The organism is Peribacillus asahii (genome assembly GCF_003570725.1).
Taxonomy (GTDB): domain Bacteria; phylum Bacillota; class Bacilli; order Bacillales; family DSM-1321; genus Peribacillus; species Peribacillus asahii.
Genome location: NZ_QWVS01000015.1, coordinates 49,009 through 67,544 on the forward strand (window position 1 = coordinate 49,009; position 18,536 = coordinate 67,544).

An 18,536-nucleotide genomic window follows, 5' to 3' on the forward strand; every position below is an offset into this window, starting at 1 on the left:
CATTATCGAGTTTAGTTGAGAGCGACGATATCGCCACTCTTATCTAAACATCGTTAATTACTAGAACTACAACCATTTGTTAATAATCGATGAACTTCTGGGACAAGGTCTGTAAGTGAATATTTTTGATCATTTATCACCCAAGTTGTTGCCACTTCATCCATTGTGCCAAAAATCATATTTTTCATGAGCTTGACATTAAGCGTAGACCTGAATTCACCGGTTTCTTTTCCTTCAATAACAATTCGATCGACAAGGTCTAAGTAGCCTTTTAACACATCATTAATCCGATGACGCAATTCTTTATTAGATTGTCTTAATTCTAATTGAGTCACAATCGCTAAGTTCGGGTCTTCTGAAAGGATTTGAAAATGTTTTTGAATCAAGACAAACAATTTATCTACTGCGCTGGATTTTCCTTTAATACCTTCTTGAATCTGTTCAACGAAGTAACCCATTTTTTCCCGGAATAATGAAATCAAAATATCTTCTTTATTCTTAAAATAAAGATAGATTGTCCCATCTGCTACTCCCGCCTGCTTAGCAATCTTTGATACTTGAGCTTGATGGTAACCATTTTGAGCAATAACAATAACGGCTGCATCAATAATTTGCATATACTTTGGCCTACTACTTTTCACTAGTTGTCTCCTTTCAGAAACATGAATGAATAATCATTCATGTTTCTATAATAAAGTGGTATTTTATTACTGTCAATAACATTTTTACAAGATAAAACCATTTATAGGATAACTTGTACAATCCAATCGTAGTTACGGAGCCAGAAATTATCGCTCCGCATAATACGATTATGCTTTCTTTTCATCTTCAGCCCATTTCTTTTTCTCTTCTTCTATGAGCACTCGACGTAAAATCTTCCCAATCGTTGTTTTGGGCAGCTCTTCTCTAAACTCATATAAGCGTGGAACTTTATAGGCGGCTAAATGCTTTCTAGCAAACTCATTAAGCTCCTGTTCTGTGACTGTACGACCAGATTTCAAAACGACATAAGCTTTGACCGTTTCACCACGATATGGATCAGGAATTCCAACGACGATTACTTCCTGCACCGCTTCGTGTTCATATAGAACCTCTTCGATCTCTCTCGGATAAATATTAAAACCACCTGCGATAATGGTATCTTTTTTACGTTCCACAACGTAGAAAAAGCCTTGTTCGTCCATATAGCCTAAATCTCCTGTTAAAAGCCAGCCGTTTTTAAATGTATTTTCCGTATCCTCCGGGCGATTCCAATACCCTTTCATCACTTGGGGACCTTTAATACCAATCTCCCCTATTTCATTCGGCTCTAATGGTTCACCTGTTTCTAACGATAAAATCGCGGCTTCCGTATCCGGCCACGGGACTCCAACACTTCCCTTTACACGCGGTTCATCCCAAATAAAGTTAGCATGCGTGACGGGAGACGTTTCAGAAAGCCCATACCCTTCTACTAATTTTCCGCCTGTGACCCGTTCAAATTGTTCCTGTACTTCTACAGGTAAAGGAGCGGAACCACTTAGGCAGGCTTTAATAGAAGAAAGGTCATACTTCTTCAAATCGGGGTAATTCAAAATCCCAATATAAATAGTCGGTGCTCCGGGAAATATTGTCGGTTTGTGCTTATGAATCGTTTTTAACACCGTTTCTACATCGAACTTCGGTAAAAGAATCATCATATTGCCCTCCAAAACGGACAGCAGCAATACAGTTGTCATGCCATATACATGAAAAAACGGCAAAATACCAAGCACCTTTTCTTTGCCTGGTCTGCTTTTATATAACCACGCCTGACACATTCTCGTATTTGCGATTAAGTTTTTATGAGTCAGCATAACTCCCTTTGGAAATCCTGTTGTACCCCCTGTATATTGTAATAGGGCTACATCACAATCGACATCGCATGAGCTGGACATTTCTTCCGGCACATCTCGCTTCATCACTTCTTTAAATAAATGATGATTGCCAGCATGCTCTACTTTTACGACCGTACCGTATTGTTTCTTTTGAATAGAAGGATATATAAGATTTTTTGGGAAAGGTAGGTAGTCTTTGATAGCGGTTACAATAATATGTTGGATATTCGTTTTCGGAACAGTTTTCGCAACACGAGGAAATAAAATATCCAACGTGACAATTATTTTCGCTCCTGCATCTTTCATTTGATACTCTAACTCTCGTTCCGTATATGTGGGATTAGTCTGTACAACAACGCCTTCAGCCATCAAAATACCGAAATACGAAATAACAGACTGTGGACAGTTGGGCAATAAAATAGCAACACGATCACCTTTTTCAAGGCCTAATTCTTTCAAATAAGCAGCAAACTTTAAAGAAGATTCATACACTTCCTTAAATGTAAGCTCTCTACCCATAAAATGAATAGATGCTTTATAAGGATGTTTTACAGCAGATTCTTTTAAATACGCCTGCACGGGCTTATCATCATAAATCAACGTCGTCGGTATCCCCTCTGGATACATCTGTTGCCAAGGCTTATTGCTCATTCAACCCCTCCCTTAATCTATATTTACTAATCATTACCATTATAATATGATTAACATTTTCTTACAATTAACATTCAAAACAATTTTTAAATCATGCTATTCATCTTTGACCCATTGCAGGAAAAGCCATAAGAAAAGAGAGGGCACTATCATATGCACCTCTCTTTTCTTTATCCGTATTCCTTTACACTTTCATAAATAAATAAACAACACCTAATAAAATAAAAAGTCCACAGCAAACTAATAATATTTTCGCTAGTTTCTCCACAGCTTTCTTCCTTTCCCAAGAGGCATCAGGAAATTCCAGAGCCGATGACAAAAGATAAACCAATTGAAATCATCATCGATAGAAAGCCAACCGCCCGATTATCTTTTTGGATTTCTTCATCTATTTTAAACGCTGGTGTCATAAACTCAAAAATAAAATAACCAATTATAAGAAAAACAAAACCATAGACTCCCCAACCAATCATCGTCAATAAAGAATCATTTTGTAAAATGGATTGGCGAAACACGTTGGAAATTCCCAAAATTTTCCCTCCTGTAGCCATAGCAACAGATAGGTTTCCACGCTTAATTTCTTCCCAATTTTTATACTTTGTTACAAGCTCAAAAACGGTTAAAAAGACAATGATGCATAAAATTACGACACTATAGCGAGCAGCAATGTACACATATTCATTTCCCCAAATCTCATCCATATCCCACTACTCCTACATGGTAACTGACCAAGTTTTTAAGTCTGTTTCCGTTTATTTAAATTCTACAATCGTAACACCATTGCCGCCTTCGCCTGCTTCTCCAAAGCGAATCCGTTTAACCGAGCGATGATTTTTCAAATATTCTTGAACGCCTTGTCTTAGAGCTCCTGTACCTTTTCCATGGATGATGGACACTCTTGGATAGCTCGCTAAAAGTGCATCATCAATATATTTTTCAACCCTTGAAAGTGCGTTTTCATAGCGCTCTCCACGAAGATCCAGCTCAAGACTAACATGATAGTCTTTCCCCTTAATTGTCGTAAGCGGCTTCGTTTGTTTTTCTTTTTGAGCTGACTTAATAAATTCAAGATCTGCTTCTTTTACTTTCATCTTCATAATACCCATTTGTACATGCCATTCATCAGACGATGCTTTTTCAATTAAATAGCCTTTTTGCCCGAAGCTTGTCACTTTCACTTCATCACCAGGCTGCCATACCCGTTTTTGCGATGATACTGCCATTTTCGGTGATTTTTTCAGCTCAGGTGCAGCCTCTTCTAATCGTTTCTTTGCATCGATTAATTCATGCTCCTTGACATCTGCTTGCTTCTCTAAACGAAGCTTGCGTAAATCTCTAATAATCTTTTCTGCTTCTTTTTTTGCATTTTCAACAATAGCAGCCGCTTCCGTTGATGCTTTCTCCATCAGCTTATCACGTTCATTGTAATATTCCGCAATTTGTTGTTGCAAGTCTCGATGCAGTTTTTCCGATTGCTTTAAATAATCCGCCGCTTCTTTCTCTTCTTCCTCTGCCTGACGGCGACTTGCTTCTAGTGAGGCAATCATCGTTTCAACTTGATTCGTCTCCTCACCAATATGGTTTCGTGCCTGATTAATGACTTTCTCGTTTAAGCCAAGACGTTTTGAAATTTCAAATGCATTACTTCGACCAGGTACACCAATCAGTAGCTTATACGTTGGTCTTAATGACTCCACATCAAATTCAACGCTCGCATTAATGACACCCTCACGGTCATAACCGTAGGCCTTTAATTCTGGATAATGAGTCGTCGCAATAACTCGGGCCCCCCGCTTATACACTTCATCTAAAATAGAAATCGCTAGAGCCGCTCCTTCTTGCGGGTCAGTTCCTGCTCCAAGCTCATCAAATAAAACCAAACTTTCATGATCCACATGCTCCAAAATTTCAACAATATTGACCATATGAGAAGAAAATGTACTTAAGCTTTGCTCAATGGACTGTTCATCGCCAATATCAGCATATACTGCTGAAAAAACAGCTACTTCTGAACCATCAAGAGCTGGAATCTGTAATCCAGCTTGTGCCATCAACGTACAAAGTCCAATTGTTTTTAGCGTAACGGTCTTCCCGCCTGTATTCGGACCAGTAATCACGATTGTTGTAAACTCTTCTCCTAAGAAAATATCGTTTGCCACCACAACATCAGCCGGAATAAGCGGGTGCTTCGCTTTAAATAGTTTCACTCGGCCTTCTTGATTCAGCTGTGGTTTAGAACCATTAATCTTTTTCGCGTAACGAGCTTTTGCAAAGACAAAATCGAGCTGAGCCAGTACCGCTACATTATGTAATAATTCAGACGTATACTCACCGACCTTCACAGACAGCTCCGTTAAAATACGTTCAATTTCTAACTGCTCTTTCACCCTTGTTTCTTGCAAAGCATTATTCAGCTGTACAATTGCCTGTGGTTCAATAAATAATGTTTGACCTGAAGAAGATTGATCATGAATAATGCCACCGTAATGACTGCGATATTCTTGTTTAACTGGAATAACGAAACGATCATTTCGAATCGTCACAATGGCATCCGATAACATCTTAGAAGCATTGGAAGAACGAATCATACTTTCTAACTTTTCCCGTACGCGACTTTCATTTGTTCGCAGCTGATTCCGAAGCGTACGCAATTGCTCACTAGCTGAATCAAGCACCTCGCCATGCTCACTAATGGCATACGTAATCGCCTGTTGTAAATCAATCAACGGGTGAAGCGATTCAATATATTCCGTTAACAGCACCGTCTCAATTTCTTGTTCGGCCATCTCTTCAAAAAAGCGGTTTAATACGCGCCCTGCTCGAATCGTACTTGCAATCTCCATCAGTTCAATCGGCGATAACATTCCGCCAATTTGTGCCCGTTTTGCATGAGGACGAATATCGAAAATTCCTCCTAAAGGAACATTTCCTTTCAACCGGAGCACTTTCGCACTTTCATCCGTTTCTTCTTGCCATCTAACAACTTCATCAAAATCAGTAGATGGAGCTAATTGTACTGCCTTGTCTTTCCCAATTGACGATGTACAGTGAGAAACTAATTGTTCTTTAATTTTTGTAAATTCTAATGTGTTCAATGCTTTTTGATGCATGGAGATAAAAAAGCCTCCTTGTCAGGTTAGTTATTTCTATTTAAAAATGTAAGTAATTCATCCACACTCTTAGCATTTAAGACAGATGATTTTTTCAGCCAGCCTTTTTTCGCCGCAGAGACACCAATTTCCATATGTTCAAGCATGTCGATATTATGCGCATCCGTATTAATGATAATCGGTACACCCGCTTCTTGGGCTTTTCGTAAATAGGGTGCTGCTAAATCAAGGCGATGCGGGTTTGCATTTAACTCTAATGCAGTATTCGTTTCACGTGCCAATTCAATAAGCATTTCAATATCTACATCATAGCCTGCTCGTTTGCCAATAATTCTTCCTGTCGGGTGAGCAATAATATCCACATGCGGATTATGAAGTGCTGTTTTCAAACGCTCCATAATGACTTCACGCGGTTGTGAGAAGCTTGAGTGAATCGAAGCAATAACAAAGTCCATCTCCGCTAAAAGTTCATCATCGAAATCGAGCGTTCCATCTGGTAAAATATCCATTTCAATGCCTGATAAAATGGTCATATCGTCATACTGTTCATTTAATTCATGAATAATTTTCTTTTGCTCACGCAAACGCTCAGCCGTTAAACCATTAGCTACCTTTAAATACTGCGAATGGTCAGTAATCGCCATATATCGATAGCCTTTAGCACGGCAAGCTTCAATCATTTCTTCAATTGAATACGCACCATCACTCCATGTCGTATGCATATGAAGATCACCTTGAATATCAGCAAGTGAAATCAACGGCTCATGTCCGTCATATTGATCTACTTCCGTTCCATCCTCTCGTAATTCTGGAGGAATAAACGGCAGACCGAAATGCTGATAAAATTGTTCCTCTGTTTCAAATGTAAGTACGTCACCTGTTTCTATATTCTCTACACCATATTCACTAATTTTCTCTCCACGATCTTTCGCAAGCTGACGCATACGTACATTATGATCCTTTGAACCAGTAAAATGATGCAGCGTTGTAATAAATTCAACATCTTTTACAATACGAAAATCAACAGATACATCGTATTCACCATCCAATACAACCGACACTTTCGTATCGCCCGCGGCAATAACCTGCTTAATACGCGGCAATACTAAAAGCTGTTCTTTCACAATTTCCGGCTCATCACTAGATACAATAAAATCTAAATCCTTAATCGTTTCACGCATACGGCGAATACTTCCTGCCCGTGATGAACGAATAACCGCTTTCATATTTGCTAACGCTCGTTCAATTTCCTCGGCAATAGGCAGCATAAATGATAATGGCAATCGTTCCGGTCGTGCCCCCGCTTCATCAATCGCCGCAAGAATTTTTTCTTCTGTTTTTTTGCCAAAACCCGTTAGTGCACTTACTTTCCCTTCTTCACAGGCCAACTTCAAATCGTTAATATCACGGATATGAAGCTCTTTATGTAGCTTAGCAATTTTTTTCCCGCCAAGACCTTGAAGCTTTAAGAGAGGAATTAACCCTTTTGGCACCTCCTCTTGTAACTCTTCTAAAACTGTCGATTTGCCTTCTTGGATAAATTCATCAATAACAGCCGCTGTTCCCTTACCAATCCCGCTAAGCGCTGTAAAATCATCAATCGCTGACAAGCTGCGATCATCTGCTTCAAGTGCTGCTGCTGCTTTACGGAACGCTGACACCTTGAATGGGTTATCCCCTTTTAACTCCATATATATCGCAATTGTTTCCAATAATTTAATAAGATCTTTTTTATTAATAGACATTTTTTCACCTGCCAAAAATTAATGAAGTTTTCTTTAAAGATACCGTTTCTTTCTATAAAGCACAAGCATTCTTAATACGCTAAAAAGGGCCTCTTCCCCCACAAAAGATAGCAATCTATCATTTCGTTAAGGAAAGGCAGACCCTTAAGAAGGTACATTATAAAACCAGAGCTTCTCTACTTGATTAGATAAAAACGGTGTATCTCTCACAATGGCTTCTGCTAGGAATGAGCCATTTAACGGTTCTTGAACCGCATCCATTGGCACAAGAGCTACAATATATAATATAATAAACAAGATTAAATACACTTCCATAAATCCTAATATACCGCCACCCCAGCGATTCAGTTGTTTTAAAATAGGCAAGTGTGCAATAAAATCAAGCATCGCCCCAATCATATGCCATACAATTTTCGTAATAAAGAAAATAATAGCAAAAGCAATTGCATTATAATAAGCAGTATCTAAACCGACTGTATCAAAAAACATCTGTAATGTGCTTGAATCGCCCATCGTCGGGAATGGAACCCATAAATTCAGTTTTGGAGCCAGTTCATCATAATATACATAGGCCACAATAAACGCGACAATAAAGCCGGTCAAGTGGATGATTTGTAATATAAAGCCACGCCTTAAACCAATTAACAATCCGATGAGAAGGATAGCTAAGATTGCCAAATCAAACATAAACTCAGTCCTTTTCTTTCTGTAATTCCAGTTGAAGCTGGTGCAATTGTTCTTGGATTTTGAGGTAATCATGTATCGTATTGACCGCCGTCAGCACTGCTAGTTTACTCGTATCCAGGCTCGGATTTTTCACACTAATTTCTCTCATTTTCTCGTCAACCATCGAAGCTACTTGGCGAATATGACTTGCGCTTTCGGCACCGACGATTGTATATGGTTGACCATATATATCTACTGTAACTCTATTTCGTGTATCGTCTGACAAAATGATGCCTCCAATCTAAACAATCCTGTACTCCCTATCATATCATGATATTTTTCGTCATGAAAGAGAGAGCCTTGTCAATTTATGGCTAATTTTGTAAAAATAAAATAAAAGGAGACGATTTTGATGTCCCAGGTTGTCCTACTCGTTCATGCATCACAAATATCCAAAATGAAAGAGCATTATAAAGATTCTCTTGTCCATACATTACCGCCAGGCAGCTTATTTAGCGCACGTCCGGCCCATTGTGCCATCACCGCCTATAAATCAGGAAAAGTGTTATTCCAAGGAGCAAATGCCGAAAAAGAAGCGGTGAAATGGAAAGAAAACGCTCAAACAGCCCCAGCAGCCAAAAAAACAACATCTGTAAAAACACATCGTTATTCACCACCGGCTAACATCGGCACCCTATCTGTTGTCGGCTCCGATGAAGTTGGTACCGGTGACTACTTCGGTCCAATGACCGTTGTCGCGGTTTATGCAAAGAAAGAACAGCTACCCCTGTTAAAAGAGCTCGGTGTTCAAGATTCTAAAAATTTGAAAGACCCACAAATTATCGAGATTGCTAAGTTAATTAAGGATGTTGTCCCATTCAGCCTGTTAACCTGTGACAATCCAAAATATAATACGCTTCAAGCAAAAGGCATGTCACAAGGTAAAATCAAGGCATTACTACATAATCAAGCGATTAAACATGTATTAACAAAAATTGAGCCTGAAAAGCCTGATGCTGTCTTAATCGACCAGTTTGCTGAACCCGGTGTATTCTTCAATTATTTAAAAGGACAAGAACTATTTCAGGCAGATGCTACCTATTTAAGTACAAAAGCAGAAGGAGTTCACCTAAGTGTGGCCGCGGCCTCCATTCTGGCTCGCTATGCTTTTATTCGACGCTTCGAACAGCTTAGTGAAAAAGCAGGCTTTACCATTCCAAAAGGCGCTGGTTCTAAAGTCGATGAAGCAGCTGCTCGTTTAATTCATGAAAAAGGAATAGAGGCATTACATGAATTTACGAAAGTTCATTTTGCCAATACGGAAAAAGCGAAGAATTTGTATAAAAAGAAATATTAACGATAAGAAACCCACCATTTCAGAAAATGGTGGGTTTCTTTATCTGCTACATTTGACTGTTTACCAGCCCAATCTGCTAAGTTATCCGCGCAACTCTGCCCCTGCTTGGTCTTTTACCGCCGCAAGTACTTTGTCATGAGCTTTTGTAATGTCTTCATCTGTTAATGTACGTTCTGGATCGAAGTATTTTAACGAGTATGCAATGGATTTTTTGCCTTCTTCCATTTTATCGCCTTCGTATAAATCAAATACTTGCACCTCTTTTAATAAAGCACCGCCTGCTTCAACGATGATACTTTGAATATCGCCTGCTTTTGTCGCTGAGTCCACAACAAGTGCGATATCACGCGTAATCGATGGGAAACGCGGAATCGTTTCATAAGCGATTGGAGCAACCTCTGCTTCTGCCAATGCTTTAAATGATAATTCAAAAACATAAGTTTCTTTAATATCCAATTCCTTTTGAACAGTTGGATGCACTTGACCGATAAAACCAATTACTACACCATTTAATAGCACTTCTGCTGTACGTCCTGGATGAAGATTTTTCACTTCTGCTTGACGATATTCGATTTGGCTTGCTACACCTAACGTATCGAATAAAGCCTCTAAAATTCCTTTTGCAACAAAGAAATCAACTGGCTTCTTTTCACCTTGCCATAAGTGGGATTCCCATAAACCTGTAATAGCAGCAGCTACATGTTCCCTTTCTTCCGGAAGCTGTTCGCCATCTTGTTTTAAGAAAACGGAACCAATTTCATATAACGCAACCGAATCAATTTGACGAGCATTATTGTATTTCACTACTTCTAATAATTGCGGTACAATGCTTAAACGTAATTGACTGCGTTCTTCACTCATCGGCATCGCTAGACGAATCGATTCGCGTGCTTCTAAAGCGAATTGAGCAGCTTTTTCCGCACTTGTTAACGAATACGTAATCGCTTGGAAAAGACCAGCGCCTTCTAATGTGCGACGCGCTTTACGACGTTTTTGTTGATAATCTGATAACGCACCAGGCGTTGTCGTGCCAGTTGGCAGCGTAGACGGAATATTATCGTAGCCATACAAGCGAGCTGCTTCTTCTACTAAATCAGCTTCGATTGTAATATCGCCGCGGCGAGTTGGAATCGTTACCGTGAAGTTTTCTCCTTCTACCGCTACATCAAATTGCAGGCGCGTGAAAATATCTTGTACTTCAGATACACTCATGCTTGTTCCTAGTAAGCCATTAATTTTATTAAGCGTAATTGAGATTACAGCTGGTTCAACCTTCATATCATTGTATTCAACACTGCCTTCAAGAATCGTTCCACCAGCGTATTCTGCCATTAATTGCGCCGCACGCTCTCCTGCTTCACGAACGCGAGCTGGGTCTACTCCTTTTTCAAAACGAGCGCTTGCTTCACTGCGTAAGCCATGATCTTTCGATGCTTTACGAACCGTGCTGCCTTTAAAATAAGCTGCTTCAATGATAACTGTCGTTGTATCACTTTTCACTTCTGAATTCGCTCCACCCATTACACCAGCAATAGCCACAGGCTCTGTACCGTTTGTAATGACAAGATGATCAGGAGTTAATGTACGTTCTGCTTCATCAAGTGTTGTAATTTTTTCAGCATCCTTCGCACGACGAATGACAAGCTCTTTTGATCCAAGACGGTCATAGTCGAACGCATGAAGCGGTTGACCATATTCTAATAATACGAAGTTTGTAATATCCACAACGTTATTATGCGGACGAATACCAGCTGCCATTAAGCGTGTTTGCATCCATAATGGCGATGGTCCAATTTTTACATCCTTCACCACTTTTGCCATATATAATGGATTATCTTCTGTTGCTTCCACTTTTACAGAGATATAATCGGATGCTTTTTCAGAAGCTTCTTCTTTTTCAATCGTTGGCCATTTCACATCACGTCTAAGAATAGCTGCAACCTCGTAGGCAACACCTAACATACTTAACGCATCTGAACGGTTTGGTGTTAAGCTTAGTTCTAAAATTTCATCGTCTAAGCCAAGTGCTTCTAATGCATCTTCACCAACTTGTGCATCTTGTGGGAAATTGAAAATCCCAACAGCATATTCTTTCGCCACAATTTTAGATTCAATTCCAAGCTCTTGAAGCGAACAAATCATTCCGTGTGATTCTTCTCCGCGAAGCTTTGCTTTTTTAATTTTGAAGTTACCTGGTAGAACAGCTCCCACTGTTGCCACGGCTACTTTTTGGCCTTTATCAACGTTTGGAGCTCCACAAATAATTTGGACAGGCTCTTCCGCCCCGATATCGACTAGACATTTATTTAATTTATCGGCATTTGGATGTTGTTCACGCTCTAAAACGTGACCGATAACAACCCCTTTTAAGCCTTCACTTTTCTTTTCTACTCCTTCAACCTCAATGCCGCTTTTCGTAATTTTATCCGCAAGCTCTGCTGCACTGATGCCAGAAAGATCTACATATTCTTGAAGCCATTTATATGAAACAAACATCGTTGGTCCTCCTTTTAATGGATTGATTTGGCGGGATTAATCGCTAATTTGGATAGATTATAAGCAAAATTAGTGAGATTCCGGCCAAATCAGAGAAATTTTTACGCTTCGTGATGGTGGAATTGCTTTAAGAAACGAATATCATTTGTGTAGAAATGGCGAATATCGTCCACACCGTATTTCAACATCGCAATTCGCTCAACACCGATTCCAAAGGCAAATCCTGAGTATTTCTTCGAATCAAATCCAGCCATTTCAAGTACATTCGGATGAACAATTCCACCGCCTAATACTTCAATCCAGCCTGTTTGCTTACATACGTTACAGCCTTTACCACTGCAAATTTTACAAGAAATATCCACTTCTACAGAAGGCTCTGTGAATGGAAAGAAACTTGGACGCAAACGAATTTCACGCTCTTGACCAAATACTTTTTTCAAAAATACTTCAAGCGTTCCTTTCAAATCACTCATTGAAATGTTTTCATCAACAACTAAGCCTTCAATTTGCATAAATTGGTGGGAATGTGTCGCATCATCATTATCACGACGATACACTTTACCTGGACAAATAATTTTAACTGGGCCTTGGCCTTTATGTTTCTCCATCGTTCTTGCCTGAACAGGAGACGTATGTGTACGAACTAAAATTTCATCTGTAATATAGAAAGAATCCTGCATATCACGTGCTGGATGGCTTTTCGGTAAGTTTAAAGCTTCAAAGTTGTAATAATCACTCTCTACTTCTGGACCTTCCGCTACCGTATATCCCATTCCAATAAACACGTCTTCAATCTCTTCGACAATGCGCGTTAATGGATGATGATTCCCTTTGTTCACAGGGCGAGCTGGTAACGTAATATCAATCGTTTCCGCTGCTAATTGAGCATTGACTGCCTCTGCTTCAAGCACCGCTTGTTTTTCTTCGATTGCTGACGTAATCGCTTCACGAACAACATTCACAAGTGCTCCCATTTTTGGACGCTCTTCAGCAGACAATTTACCCATACCACGCAATACTTCTGTAATCGGTCCTTTTTTTCCTAAGTAAGCCACACGAATATCATTTAATTCCTTTAAGTTTGATGCGGCTGACACTTTTTGCAACGCTTCTTCTTGCAGTTCTTGTAAACGTTCCTGCATCATCTATTCCTCCTTTATTTGTCAACATAAATAAACACAAAAAAAACCCCATCCCATAAAAGGGACGAGGTTTATGTATCGCGGTACCACCCTTATTAGCATGGATAAAACACCCACACTCACTTCATTAAAAATAACGGCTCTTCACCGGAACATTTTTCAGATCAATGGATCCTCCCAATGTCGACTCAGGAGGTGAATTCCTTTAAGCAGAGCCATTAAAAATGCTTTCAGTCTCGGCATTTTCTCCCTTAAAATGGATGTCTTAAGCTACTAGTCTCCGTCATCGTCTTTACTTATGAAATTCTGTTTCATTATAGTATATTTAAACTCATTTTCGCAAGTAGTACATCAAAATCCCTGCTGCAATCCCAACATTCAACGATTCACTTTTCCCATAAATCGGAATATACAAGTTCTTCGTCGTTTTCGCTAGCAGTTCTTTTGAAACTCCTTGCCCTTCGTTTCCGACAAGTAAGGCAAAGGTTTCAGATTTCTCAACTTGTTCAAATGGCACGCCGCCTTCTAAAGCCGTTCCATACACAGGCATATGAAGCTGGTCAATAAACTGTGACAAATTAGCTTTCATCACCGGTAAATGAAATAAACTTCCTTGTGTCGCTCGAACGACTTTCGGGTTATATACATCGGCACAGCCTTCTCCTAAAATGACCGCATCAATTCCCGCTGCATCTGCTGTACGAATCATCGTCCCTAAATTACCTGGATCTTGCACCGCATCTAACAATAATAGTTTTCCTAATGGAATATCATCGAAATGGACTGTTTGTTGTTCACAGACTGCCGCAATACCTTGTGGTGTTTCCGTATCACAAATTGCTTTCATCACATCTTCTTTCACATACACCACTTCTGTTTCTTCTATTTTAAACTGAGCTGGCATTTCCATATCTTGATTAACAATGACTTCTAAAACAATTTGTTCCTTTAATGCTTCCTCAACAAGATGAAAACCTTCTATTAAATAGTGACCTGATTTATCACGCTCTTTTTTCGTCGACAGCTTCTTCCATGCTTTTACCTTTGGATTTTTAACAGATTCAATATATTTCAACGTGTAACGCTCCTTTAATTTCACTGATTTTCCTATTATAACGCAATTTCGATACATAATGCATCCCGAATAAGGGCATGCTATCGTTGTTCAACATTATATGACATAGGAGGAAATTATTATGAACTTAAATTTACGTAGTGCCATTATTAGCAATGTAACGGGCAATACACAAGAGCAGCTTGAAGATACAATTGTCGATGCGATTTCAAATGGCGAGGAAAAAATGCTTCCTGGACTTGGTGTACTGTTCGAAGTTATTTGGCAAAATTCCTCACAAAATGAAAAAGAAGAGATGCTTCGTGCGTTAGAAAATGGGTTAAAAAAATAACAGCCAAATCGGCTGTTATTTTTTTATAAAAATTCAGTTTACCGGCCAGTTTGACTCCACAGCCTGCAAAATCTACCTTACTCGTACGTAATCCGGTCCACTGTTTCACGATCGAGTCGTTTAATCACTTCCACGACTAATTTCACGGCATTTTCATAATCATCGCGATGAAGCATTGCCGCATGAGAATGGATATAGCGTGTCGCGATACCAATGGAAAGTGCCGGCACTCCTTTTGCTGTTACATGAATTGAGCCAGCATCTGTTCCACCACCTGGAATGGATTCAAATTGATAAGGAATATTTAGTTCATCCGCTGTATCTGTTACTAAATCACGTAAACCTTTATGTGAAACCATTGATGCATCATATAAAACGATTTGTGGTCCATCGCCCATTTTGCTCATTGCTTCTTTTTCAGAAACTCCCGGCGTGTCACCTGCAATGCCGACATCAACAGCAAAGCCTATATCCGGCTGCACTTGGAATGTTGATGTTTTCGAACCGCGTAAGCCGACCTCTTCTTGAACAGCTCCGATTCCGTATACAACATTTGGATGACTTTGATTTTTCAGCTGCTTTAACACATCGATAGCAATCGCACAGCCAATGCGGTTATCCCAAGCCTTGGCCAACAGCATTTTCTCATTGTTCATCACGGTAAATTCGAAATACGGTACAACCATATCTCCCGGCCGTACACCCCATTCTGCCGCTTCTTCTTTGCTGGATGCACCAATATCAATAAACATATCCTTAATTTCAACCGGTTTTTTTCGAGCTTCAGCTGATAAAATATGAGGTGGTTTTGAACCAATTACACCTGTCACATCACCTTTTCTTGTCACAATCGTTACGCGCTGTGCCAGCATGACTTGATTCCACCAACCACCTACTGGCTGAAACTTTAAAAAGCCTTTACTGTCAATTTGCGTAACCATAAATCCTACTTCATCTAGATGCCCTGTGACCACAATCTTTGGCCCATTTGCATCACCTGTTTTTTTAGCGATTAAACTTCCCAAGCCATCATTCGTAATTTCATCCGCATATGGTTCAATATACTTCTTCATAACTTGTCTTACTTCTGCTTCATTACCGGCAATCCCTCTTGCATCGGTTAAATCTTTAAGCATCGTTAATGTTTCATCTAACTTAGTCATTATGTATCACTCCTTTTCGTAACCATAATTATACAGAAGTCATTTCTTCACGACAATTAATAGCCCTGCTGCTGCCGTTCGTGATTCACTTCATTCTTTGTTATATAAGCTTGTTCTACATCGATTGCTGAAAAACCAAGCATATGTCCAAGTCGAATATATTCAGTAAATACTGTTTGAAACGACTCAAACGTTACTTGTTGCTGAAACAGACTAATCTCTCGATACAATAAAATAAATTGCTCTGTCAGATTACGCTGTTCTAATGTGAACATTTCTGGCACTGTCAATTTAAAACTCTGCTCATTTGCGAGCGACAGCAGAAAATGAATTCCATCAACATATTCACCAAGAATAGTTTCTCGCTCAGAAGGTCCCCTTAAACTCCAAAATTTAAAACAGCGAGTTTCATTAGCAAGTTCGCCTAACTCCACTAAAAGCGCCAAAATTTTTCGTTCCACAAGGTCTTCTGCTTCTAACCCATGCTTCCGTTCAATATGCTGATCAAGCACCGCTTGCATGTCCATTAATTTGGAAATATTCATCTCATCACTACTTTCTACCTTTATCGCTTAAATTATAGCAAATATGTGAAACTTTTAAAAAATTCATTCGTACATAGTATATAACTGAAACATTATGAAAAAGGGGGATATTGTATGGCCTTATTATTCCGTCTTATTTTATTGGTAGTTATTGTCTTTTCACTATATACGGCGATTAAATATATGTTAAGTCCGCGAAGAAAACTGGAATTAGCCCATGAACAAGGAAAGTTCTATTTTCTCGATGACCCAAAAAATATTCGTAAAAATTTCTTATTAACATATAACGGAGTCTTATTTGAGGGCGAAAAATACCTCGGAACGACGGAGCGCTCCTTTGAAGTCGTGTCCATTTTTATTTGGCCAAAAAATACAGCCGATTTAAAAGGGCTAAAGCGGGACGACTTCTTAAAAATTGAAGCTGCTATAAAAAAACACTACCCAGCCTCTTCCATTGACTGGAAAAGCCCTGTGAAGGAATTTTTGAATAGGGATTAAAGAAAGAAGATGTCCTAAATATTTGGATGACTCCTTTTGAAGAATTCAAAAATTTATCATTAAATAAGAAGCCTCCTCTGTTGGAGGCTTCACCTTATTACAAGCATTCCATTGTTTTATAGAGACGCCCCCTATTTTCATTAATAAAAGAAACAGGGGGGCGTTTACTATGAGAAAGGGGCGACGGGAGCGATTAATTCTTTTAGCATTTCGAATCGTCATGGATACATGAAGAGCTAGTTGCGCGATAATAAAGTTATTCCCAAGCATGACGATACAGAAAAAGGAGAGCTAAAAGAACACTGACAAAGACAAAGTTACGTCTTCCCCGTCCTCTTCTTAACTATAAAAATTGTAAACTTTTCTAGTGCAAATTCTTACAAAAACATTTATGATAGAGAAGATCAATCTATAAATGATATTAAATTGATCTAAAAATTATATAAGGAAGTTAGGGACCGCGATGTTAAAAACAACATATCGAATCGAAAAAGACTTTCTAGGTGAAAAAGAAATTCCTGCAAATGTTTACTATGGTATTCAAACACTGCGAGCAGTTGAAAATTTTCCGATTACGGGATATAAAATTCATGAAGAATTGATTCACGCACTAGCAATCGTTAAAAAAGCGGCAGCGATGGCGAATATGGATACAAAGCGCCTTTACGAAGGCATCGGTAATGTAATTGTTCAAGTTGCAGATGAAATCCTATCTGGAAAATGGCACGAATACTTTATCGTTGATCCTATTCAAGGCGGCGCTGGTACTTCAATAAATATGAATGCCAATGAAGTGATTGCCAACCGTGCACTAGAACTAATGGGAAATAATAAAGGTGAATACGGTAAAATAAGTCCGAATAGCCATGTAAATATGTCACAATCGACAAATGATGCATTTCCTACTGCCATTCATATTGCAACACTTAATCTATTAAATAAATTACTAGAAACAATGAATGATATGCATGTCGTATTTAAGAAAAAAGCACAAGAGTTTGATCATATCATTAAAATGGGGCGCACCCATCTCCAAGATGCTGTTCCGATTCGTTTAGGACAGGAATTTGAAGCATATAGTCATGTAATAGCACGAGATATTAAGCGCATTAGTCAAACACGTGAGAACTTATATGAAGTAAATATGGGGGCAACTGCTGTCGGAACAGGTTTAAATGCAGACCCTCGCTATATAGAAAATGTTGTGAAGTATTTAGCTGATATTAGCGGATTACCACTTATTCACGCCGAGCATCTCGTTGATGGAACGCAAAACACCGATTGTTATACAGAAGTATCAGCAGCACTAAAAATTTGTATGACGAACATGTCCAAAATAGCAAATGATTTACGTTTAATGGCATCCGGTCCACGCGCAGGACTTGGTGAAATTAGCTTACCTGCACGTCAACCTGGTTCTTCCATCATGCCTGGTAAAGTGAATCCGGTTATGGCCGAAGTGATTAACCAAATTGCGTTTCAAGTAATCGGAAACGATCATACAATTTCTCTTGCATCAGAAGCAGGACAATTAGAATTAAACGTTATGGAACCTGTTCTCGTATTCAATTTATTACAATCAATTAGTATTATGAATAATGGTTTCAGAACCTTTACTGATCACTGTTTATCAGCTATTGAAGCAAATGAAACGCGCATGAAAGAATATGTAGACAATAGCGTTGGTATTATTACCGCAGTTAATCCACATCTAGGCTATGAGGTCGTATCACGGATTGCACGTGAAGCGATTTTAACAGGAAAACCAATTCGAGAGCTTTGCCTGCAGTATGACGTACTAACAGAGGAAGAACTGGACTTAATTTTAGATCCATTCGAAATGACGAAACCAGGCATTGCTGGAAACTCTCTTTTTGATCGAACATAAACAAGCAGGCTGC

Annotated in this window: 16 protein-coding genes and 1 other annotated feature; of the genes, 4 read left to right on the top strand and 12 right to left on the bottom strand. The window is 39.1% G+C overall.

The genetic code is table 11. The features are described from left to right. Positions 1–53: 53 nt before the first annotated feature. The 7 genes from D1953_RS08715 to zapA all read right to left on the bottom strand — a co-directional run bounded on the left by D1953_RS08715 (position 54) and on the right by zapA (position 8,314). Positions 54–641, bottom strand: coding sequence for a fatty acid metabolism transcriptional regulator FadR (locus D1953_RS08715; RefSeq protein ID WP_119116791.1), 588 nt, complete (start codon positions 639–641; stop codon positions 54–56). A 168-nt stretch (positions 642–809) separates the two neighbouring features. Then, positions 810–2,507 (bottom strand): AMP-binding protein, encoded by a 1,698-nt coding sequence (locus D1953_RS08720; protein WP_119116792.1) that lies wholly within the window; start codon positions 2,505–2,507, stop codon positions 810–812. A 293-nt stretch (positions 2,508–2,800) separates the two neighbouring features. Then, a complete protein-coding gene (locus D1953_RS08725; protein WP_119116793.1) occupies positions 2,801–3,208 on the bottom strand; it encodes a DUF350 domain-containing protein in 408 nt (135 codons plus the stop codon). Between the two features lie 51 nt (positions 3,209–3,259). Further along, a complete protein-coding gene (locus tag D1953_RS08730) occupies positions 3,260–5,617 on the bottom strand; it encodes an endonuclease MutS2 (protein ID WP_119116794.1) in 2,358 nt (785 codons plus the stop codon). A gap of 26 nt (positions 5,618–5,643) precedes the next feature. Then, complete coding sequence (gene polX, locus D1953_RS08735) at positions 5,644–7,362, bottom strand: DNA polymerase/3'-5' exonuclease PolX (protein WP_119116795.1); 1,719 nt, start codon at positions 7,360–7,362, stop codon at positions 5,644–5,646. Between the two features lie 144 nt (positions 7,363–7,506). Continuing rightward, positions 7,507–8,049, bottom strand: a complete 543-nt coding sequence (locus D1953_RS08740; protein ID WP_119116796.1) for a CvpA family protein — start codon at positions 8,047–8,049, stop codon at positions 7,507–7,509. 4 nt (positions 8,050–8,053) lie between these two features. Beyond that, positions 8,054–8,314: a cell division protein ZapA gene (gene zapA / locus D1953_RS08745; RefSeq protein WP_119116797.1), complete on the bottom strand. Its 261-nt coding sequence runs from the start codon at positions 8,312–8,314 to the stop codon at positions 8,054–8,056. 126 nt (positions 8,315–8,440) lie between these two features. On the opposite strand from zapA, the gene rnhC reads away from it, so the two are divergent. Then, entirely contained in the window at positions 8,441–9,385 is a 945-nt protein-coding gene (gene rnhC / locus D1953_RS08750) for a ribonuclease HIII (RefSeq protein WP_119116798.1), read from the top strand. Between the two features lie 81 nt (positions 9,386–9,466). Here the strand turns inward: rnhC and pheT are convergent, their stop codons facing one another. The 3 genes from pheT to D1953_RS08765 form a co-directional block, all read right to left on the bottom strand. Beyond that, positions 9,467–11,881 carry a phenylalanine--tRNA ligase subunit beta gene (gene pheT, locus D1953_RS08755; RefSeq protein ID WP_119116799.1) on the bottom strand — a complete coding sequence of 805 codons (2,415 nt, stop codon included), beginning with the start codon at positions 11,879–11,881 and terminating at the stop codon, positions 9,467–9,469. A gap of 101 nt (positions 11,882–11,982) precedes the next feature. Then, a complete protein-coding gene (pheS, locus tag D1953_RS08760) occupies positions 11,983–13,023 on the bottom strand; it encodes a phenylalanine--tRNA ligase subunit alpha (protein ID WP_119116800.1) in 1,041 nt (346 codons plus the stop codon). 57 nt (positions 13,024–13,080) lie between these two features. Continuing rightward, positions 13,081–13,319 (bottom strand) — a binding site (T-box leader). 35 nt (positions 13,320–13,354) lie between these two features. Then, positions 13,355–14,155 (bottom strand): TrmH family RNA methyltransferase, encoded by an 801-nt coding sequence (locus D1953_RS08765; RefSeq protein ID WP_119116801.1) that lies wholly within the window; start codon positions 14,153–14,155, stop codon positions 13,355–13,357. 64 nt (positions 14,156–14,219) lie between these two features. Between D1953_RS08765 and sspI the strand changes: the two genes are divergently transcribed. Next, positions 14,220–14,429, top strand: a complete 210-nt coding sequence (sspI, locus tag D1953_RS08770) for a small acid-soluble spore protein SspI (protein WP_119116802.1) — start codon at positions 14,220–14,222, stop codon at positions 14,427–14,429. 77 nt (positions 14,430–14,506) lie between these two features. On the opposite strand, the gene D1953_RS08775 is transcribed toward sspI, so the two are convergent. Further along, positions 14,507–15,592: a M42 family metallopeptidase gene (locus D1953_RS08775; RefSeq protein WP_119116803.1), complete on the bottom strand. Its 1,086-nt coding sequence runs from the start codon at positions 15,590–15,592 to the stop codon at positions 14,507–14,509. A gap of 56 nt (positions 15,593–15,648) precedes the next feature. Then, positions 15,649–16,137: a dUTP diphosphatase gene (locus D1953_RS08780; RefSeq protein ID WP_119116804.1), complete on the bottom strand. Its 489-nt coding sequence runs from the start codon at positions 16,135–16,137 to the stop codon at positions 15,649–15,651. A gap of 114 nt (positions 16,138–16,251) precedes the next feature. Here D1953_RS08780 and D1953_RS08785 point away from each other — a divergent pair, with 114 nt between their 5' ends. Together D1953_RS08785 and aspA are read left to right on the top strand one after the other, a co-directional pair. Further along, entirely contained in the window at positions 16,252–16,635 is a 384-nt protein-coding gene (locus D1953_RS08785; RefSeq protein ID WP_119116805.1) for a sigma-w pathway protein ysdB, read from the top strand. A gap of 463 nt (positions 16,636–17,098) precedes the next feature. Beyond that, positions 17,099–18,523, top strand: coding sequence for an aspartate ammonia-lyase (gene aspA, locus D1953_RS08790; RefSeq protein WP_119116806.1), 1,425 nt, complete (start codon positions 17,099–17,101; stop codon positions 18,521–18,523). The last annotated feature ends 13 nt before the right edge of the window (positions 18,524–18,536 follow it).

Excerpts from the sequence above, each read along its gene's own strand:
- D1953_RS08720 (WP_119116792.1), bottom strand. The coding sequence starts at position 2,507 with ATGAGCAATAAGCCTTGGCAACAGATGTATCCAGAGGGGATACCGACG.
- D1953_RS08725 (WP_119116793.1), bottom strand. The coding sequence starts at position 3,208 with ATGGATGAGATTTGGGGAAATGAATATGTGTACATTGCTGCTCGCTAT.
- D1953_RS08730 (WP_119116794.1), bottom strand. The coding sequence starts at position 5,617 with ATGCATCAAAAAGCATTGAACACATTAGAATTTACAAAAATTAAAGAA.
- polX (WP_119116795.1), bottom strand. The coding sequence starts at position 7,362 with ATGTCTATTAATAAAAAAGATCTTATTAAATTATTGGAAACAATTGCG.
- D1953_RS08740 (WP_119116796.1), bottom strand. The coding sequence starts at position 8,049 with ATGTTTGATTTGGCAATCTTAGCTATCCTTCTCATCGGATTGTTAATT.
- rnhC (WP_119116798.1), top strand. The coding sequence starts at position 8,441 with ATGTCCCAGGTTGTCCTACTCGTTCATGCATCACAAATATCCAAAATG.
- pheT (WP_119116799.1), bottom strand. The coding sequence starts at position 11,881 with ATGTTTGTTTCATATAAATGGCTTCAAGAATATGTAGATCTTTCTGGC.
- pheS (WP_119116800.1), bottom strand. The coding sequence starts at position 13,023 with ATGCAGGAACGTTTACAAGAACTGCAAGAAGAAGCGTTGCAAAAAGTG.
- D1953_RS08765 (WP_119116801.1), bottom strand. The coding sequence starts at position 14,155 with ATGTATCGAAATTGCGTTATAATAGGAAAATCAGTGAAATTAAAGGAG.
- sspI (WP_119116802.1), top strand. The coding sequence starts at position 14,220 with ATGAACTTAAATTTACGTAGTGCCATTATTAGCAATGTAACGGGCAAT.
- D1953_RS08775 (WP_119116803.1), bottom strand. The coding sequence starts at position 15,592 with ATGACTAAGTTAGATGAAACATTAACGATGCTTAAAGATTTAACCGAT.
- D1953_RS08780 (WP_119116804.1), bottom strand. The coding sequence starts at position 16,137 with ATGAATATTTCCAAATTAATGGACATGCAAGCGGTGCTTGATCAGCAT.
- D1953_RS08785 (WP_119116805.1), top strand. The coding sequence starts at position 16,252 with ATGGCCTTATTATTCCGTCTTATTTTATTGGTAGTTATTGTCTTTTCA.
- aspA (WP_119116806.1), top strand. The coding sequence starts at position 17,099 with ATGTTAAAAACAACATATCGAATCGAAAAAGACTTTCTAGGTGAAAAA.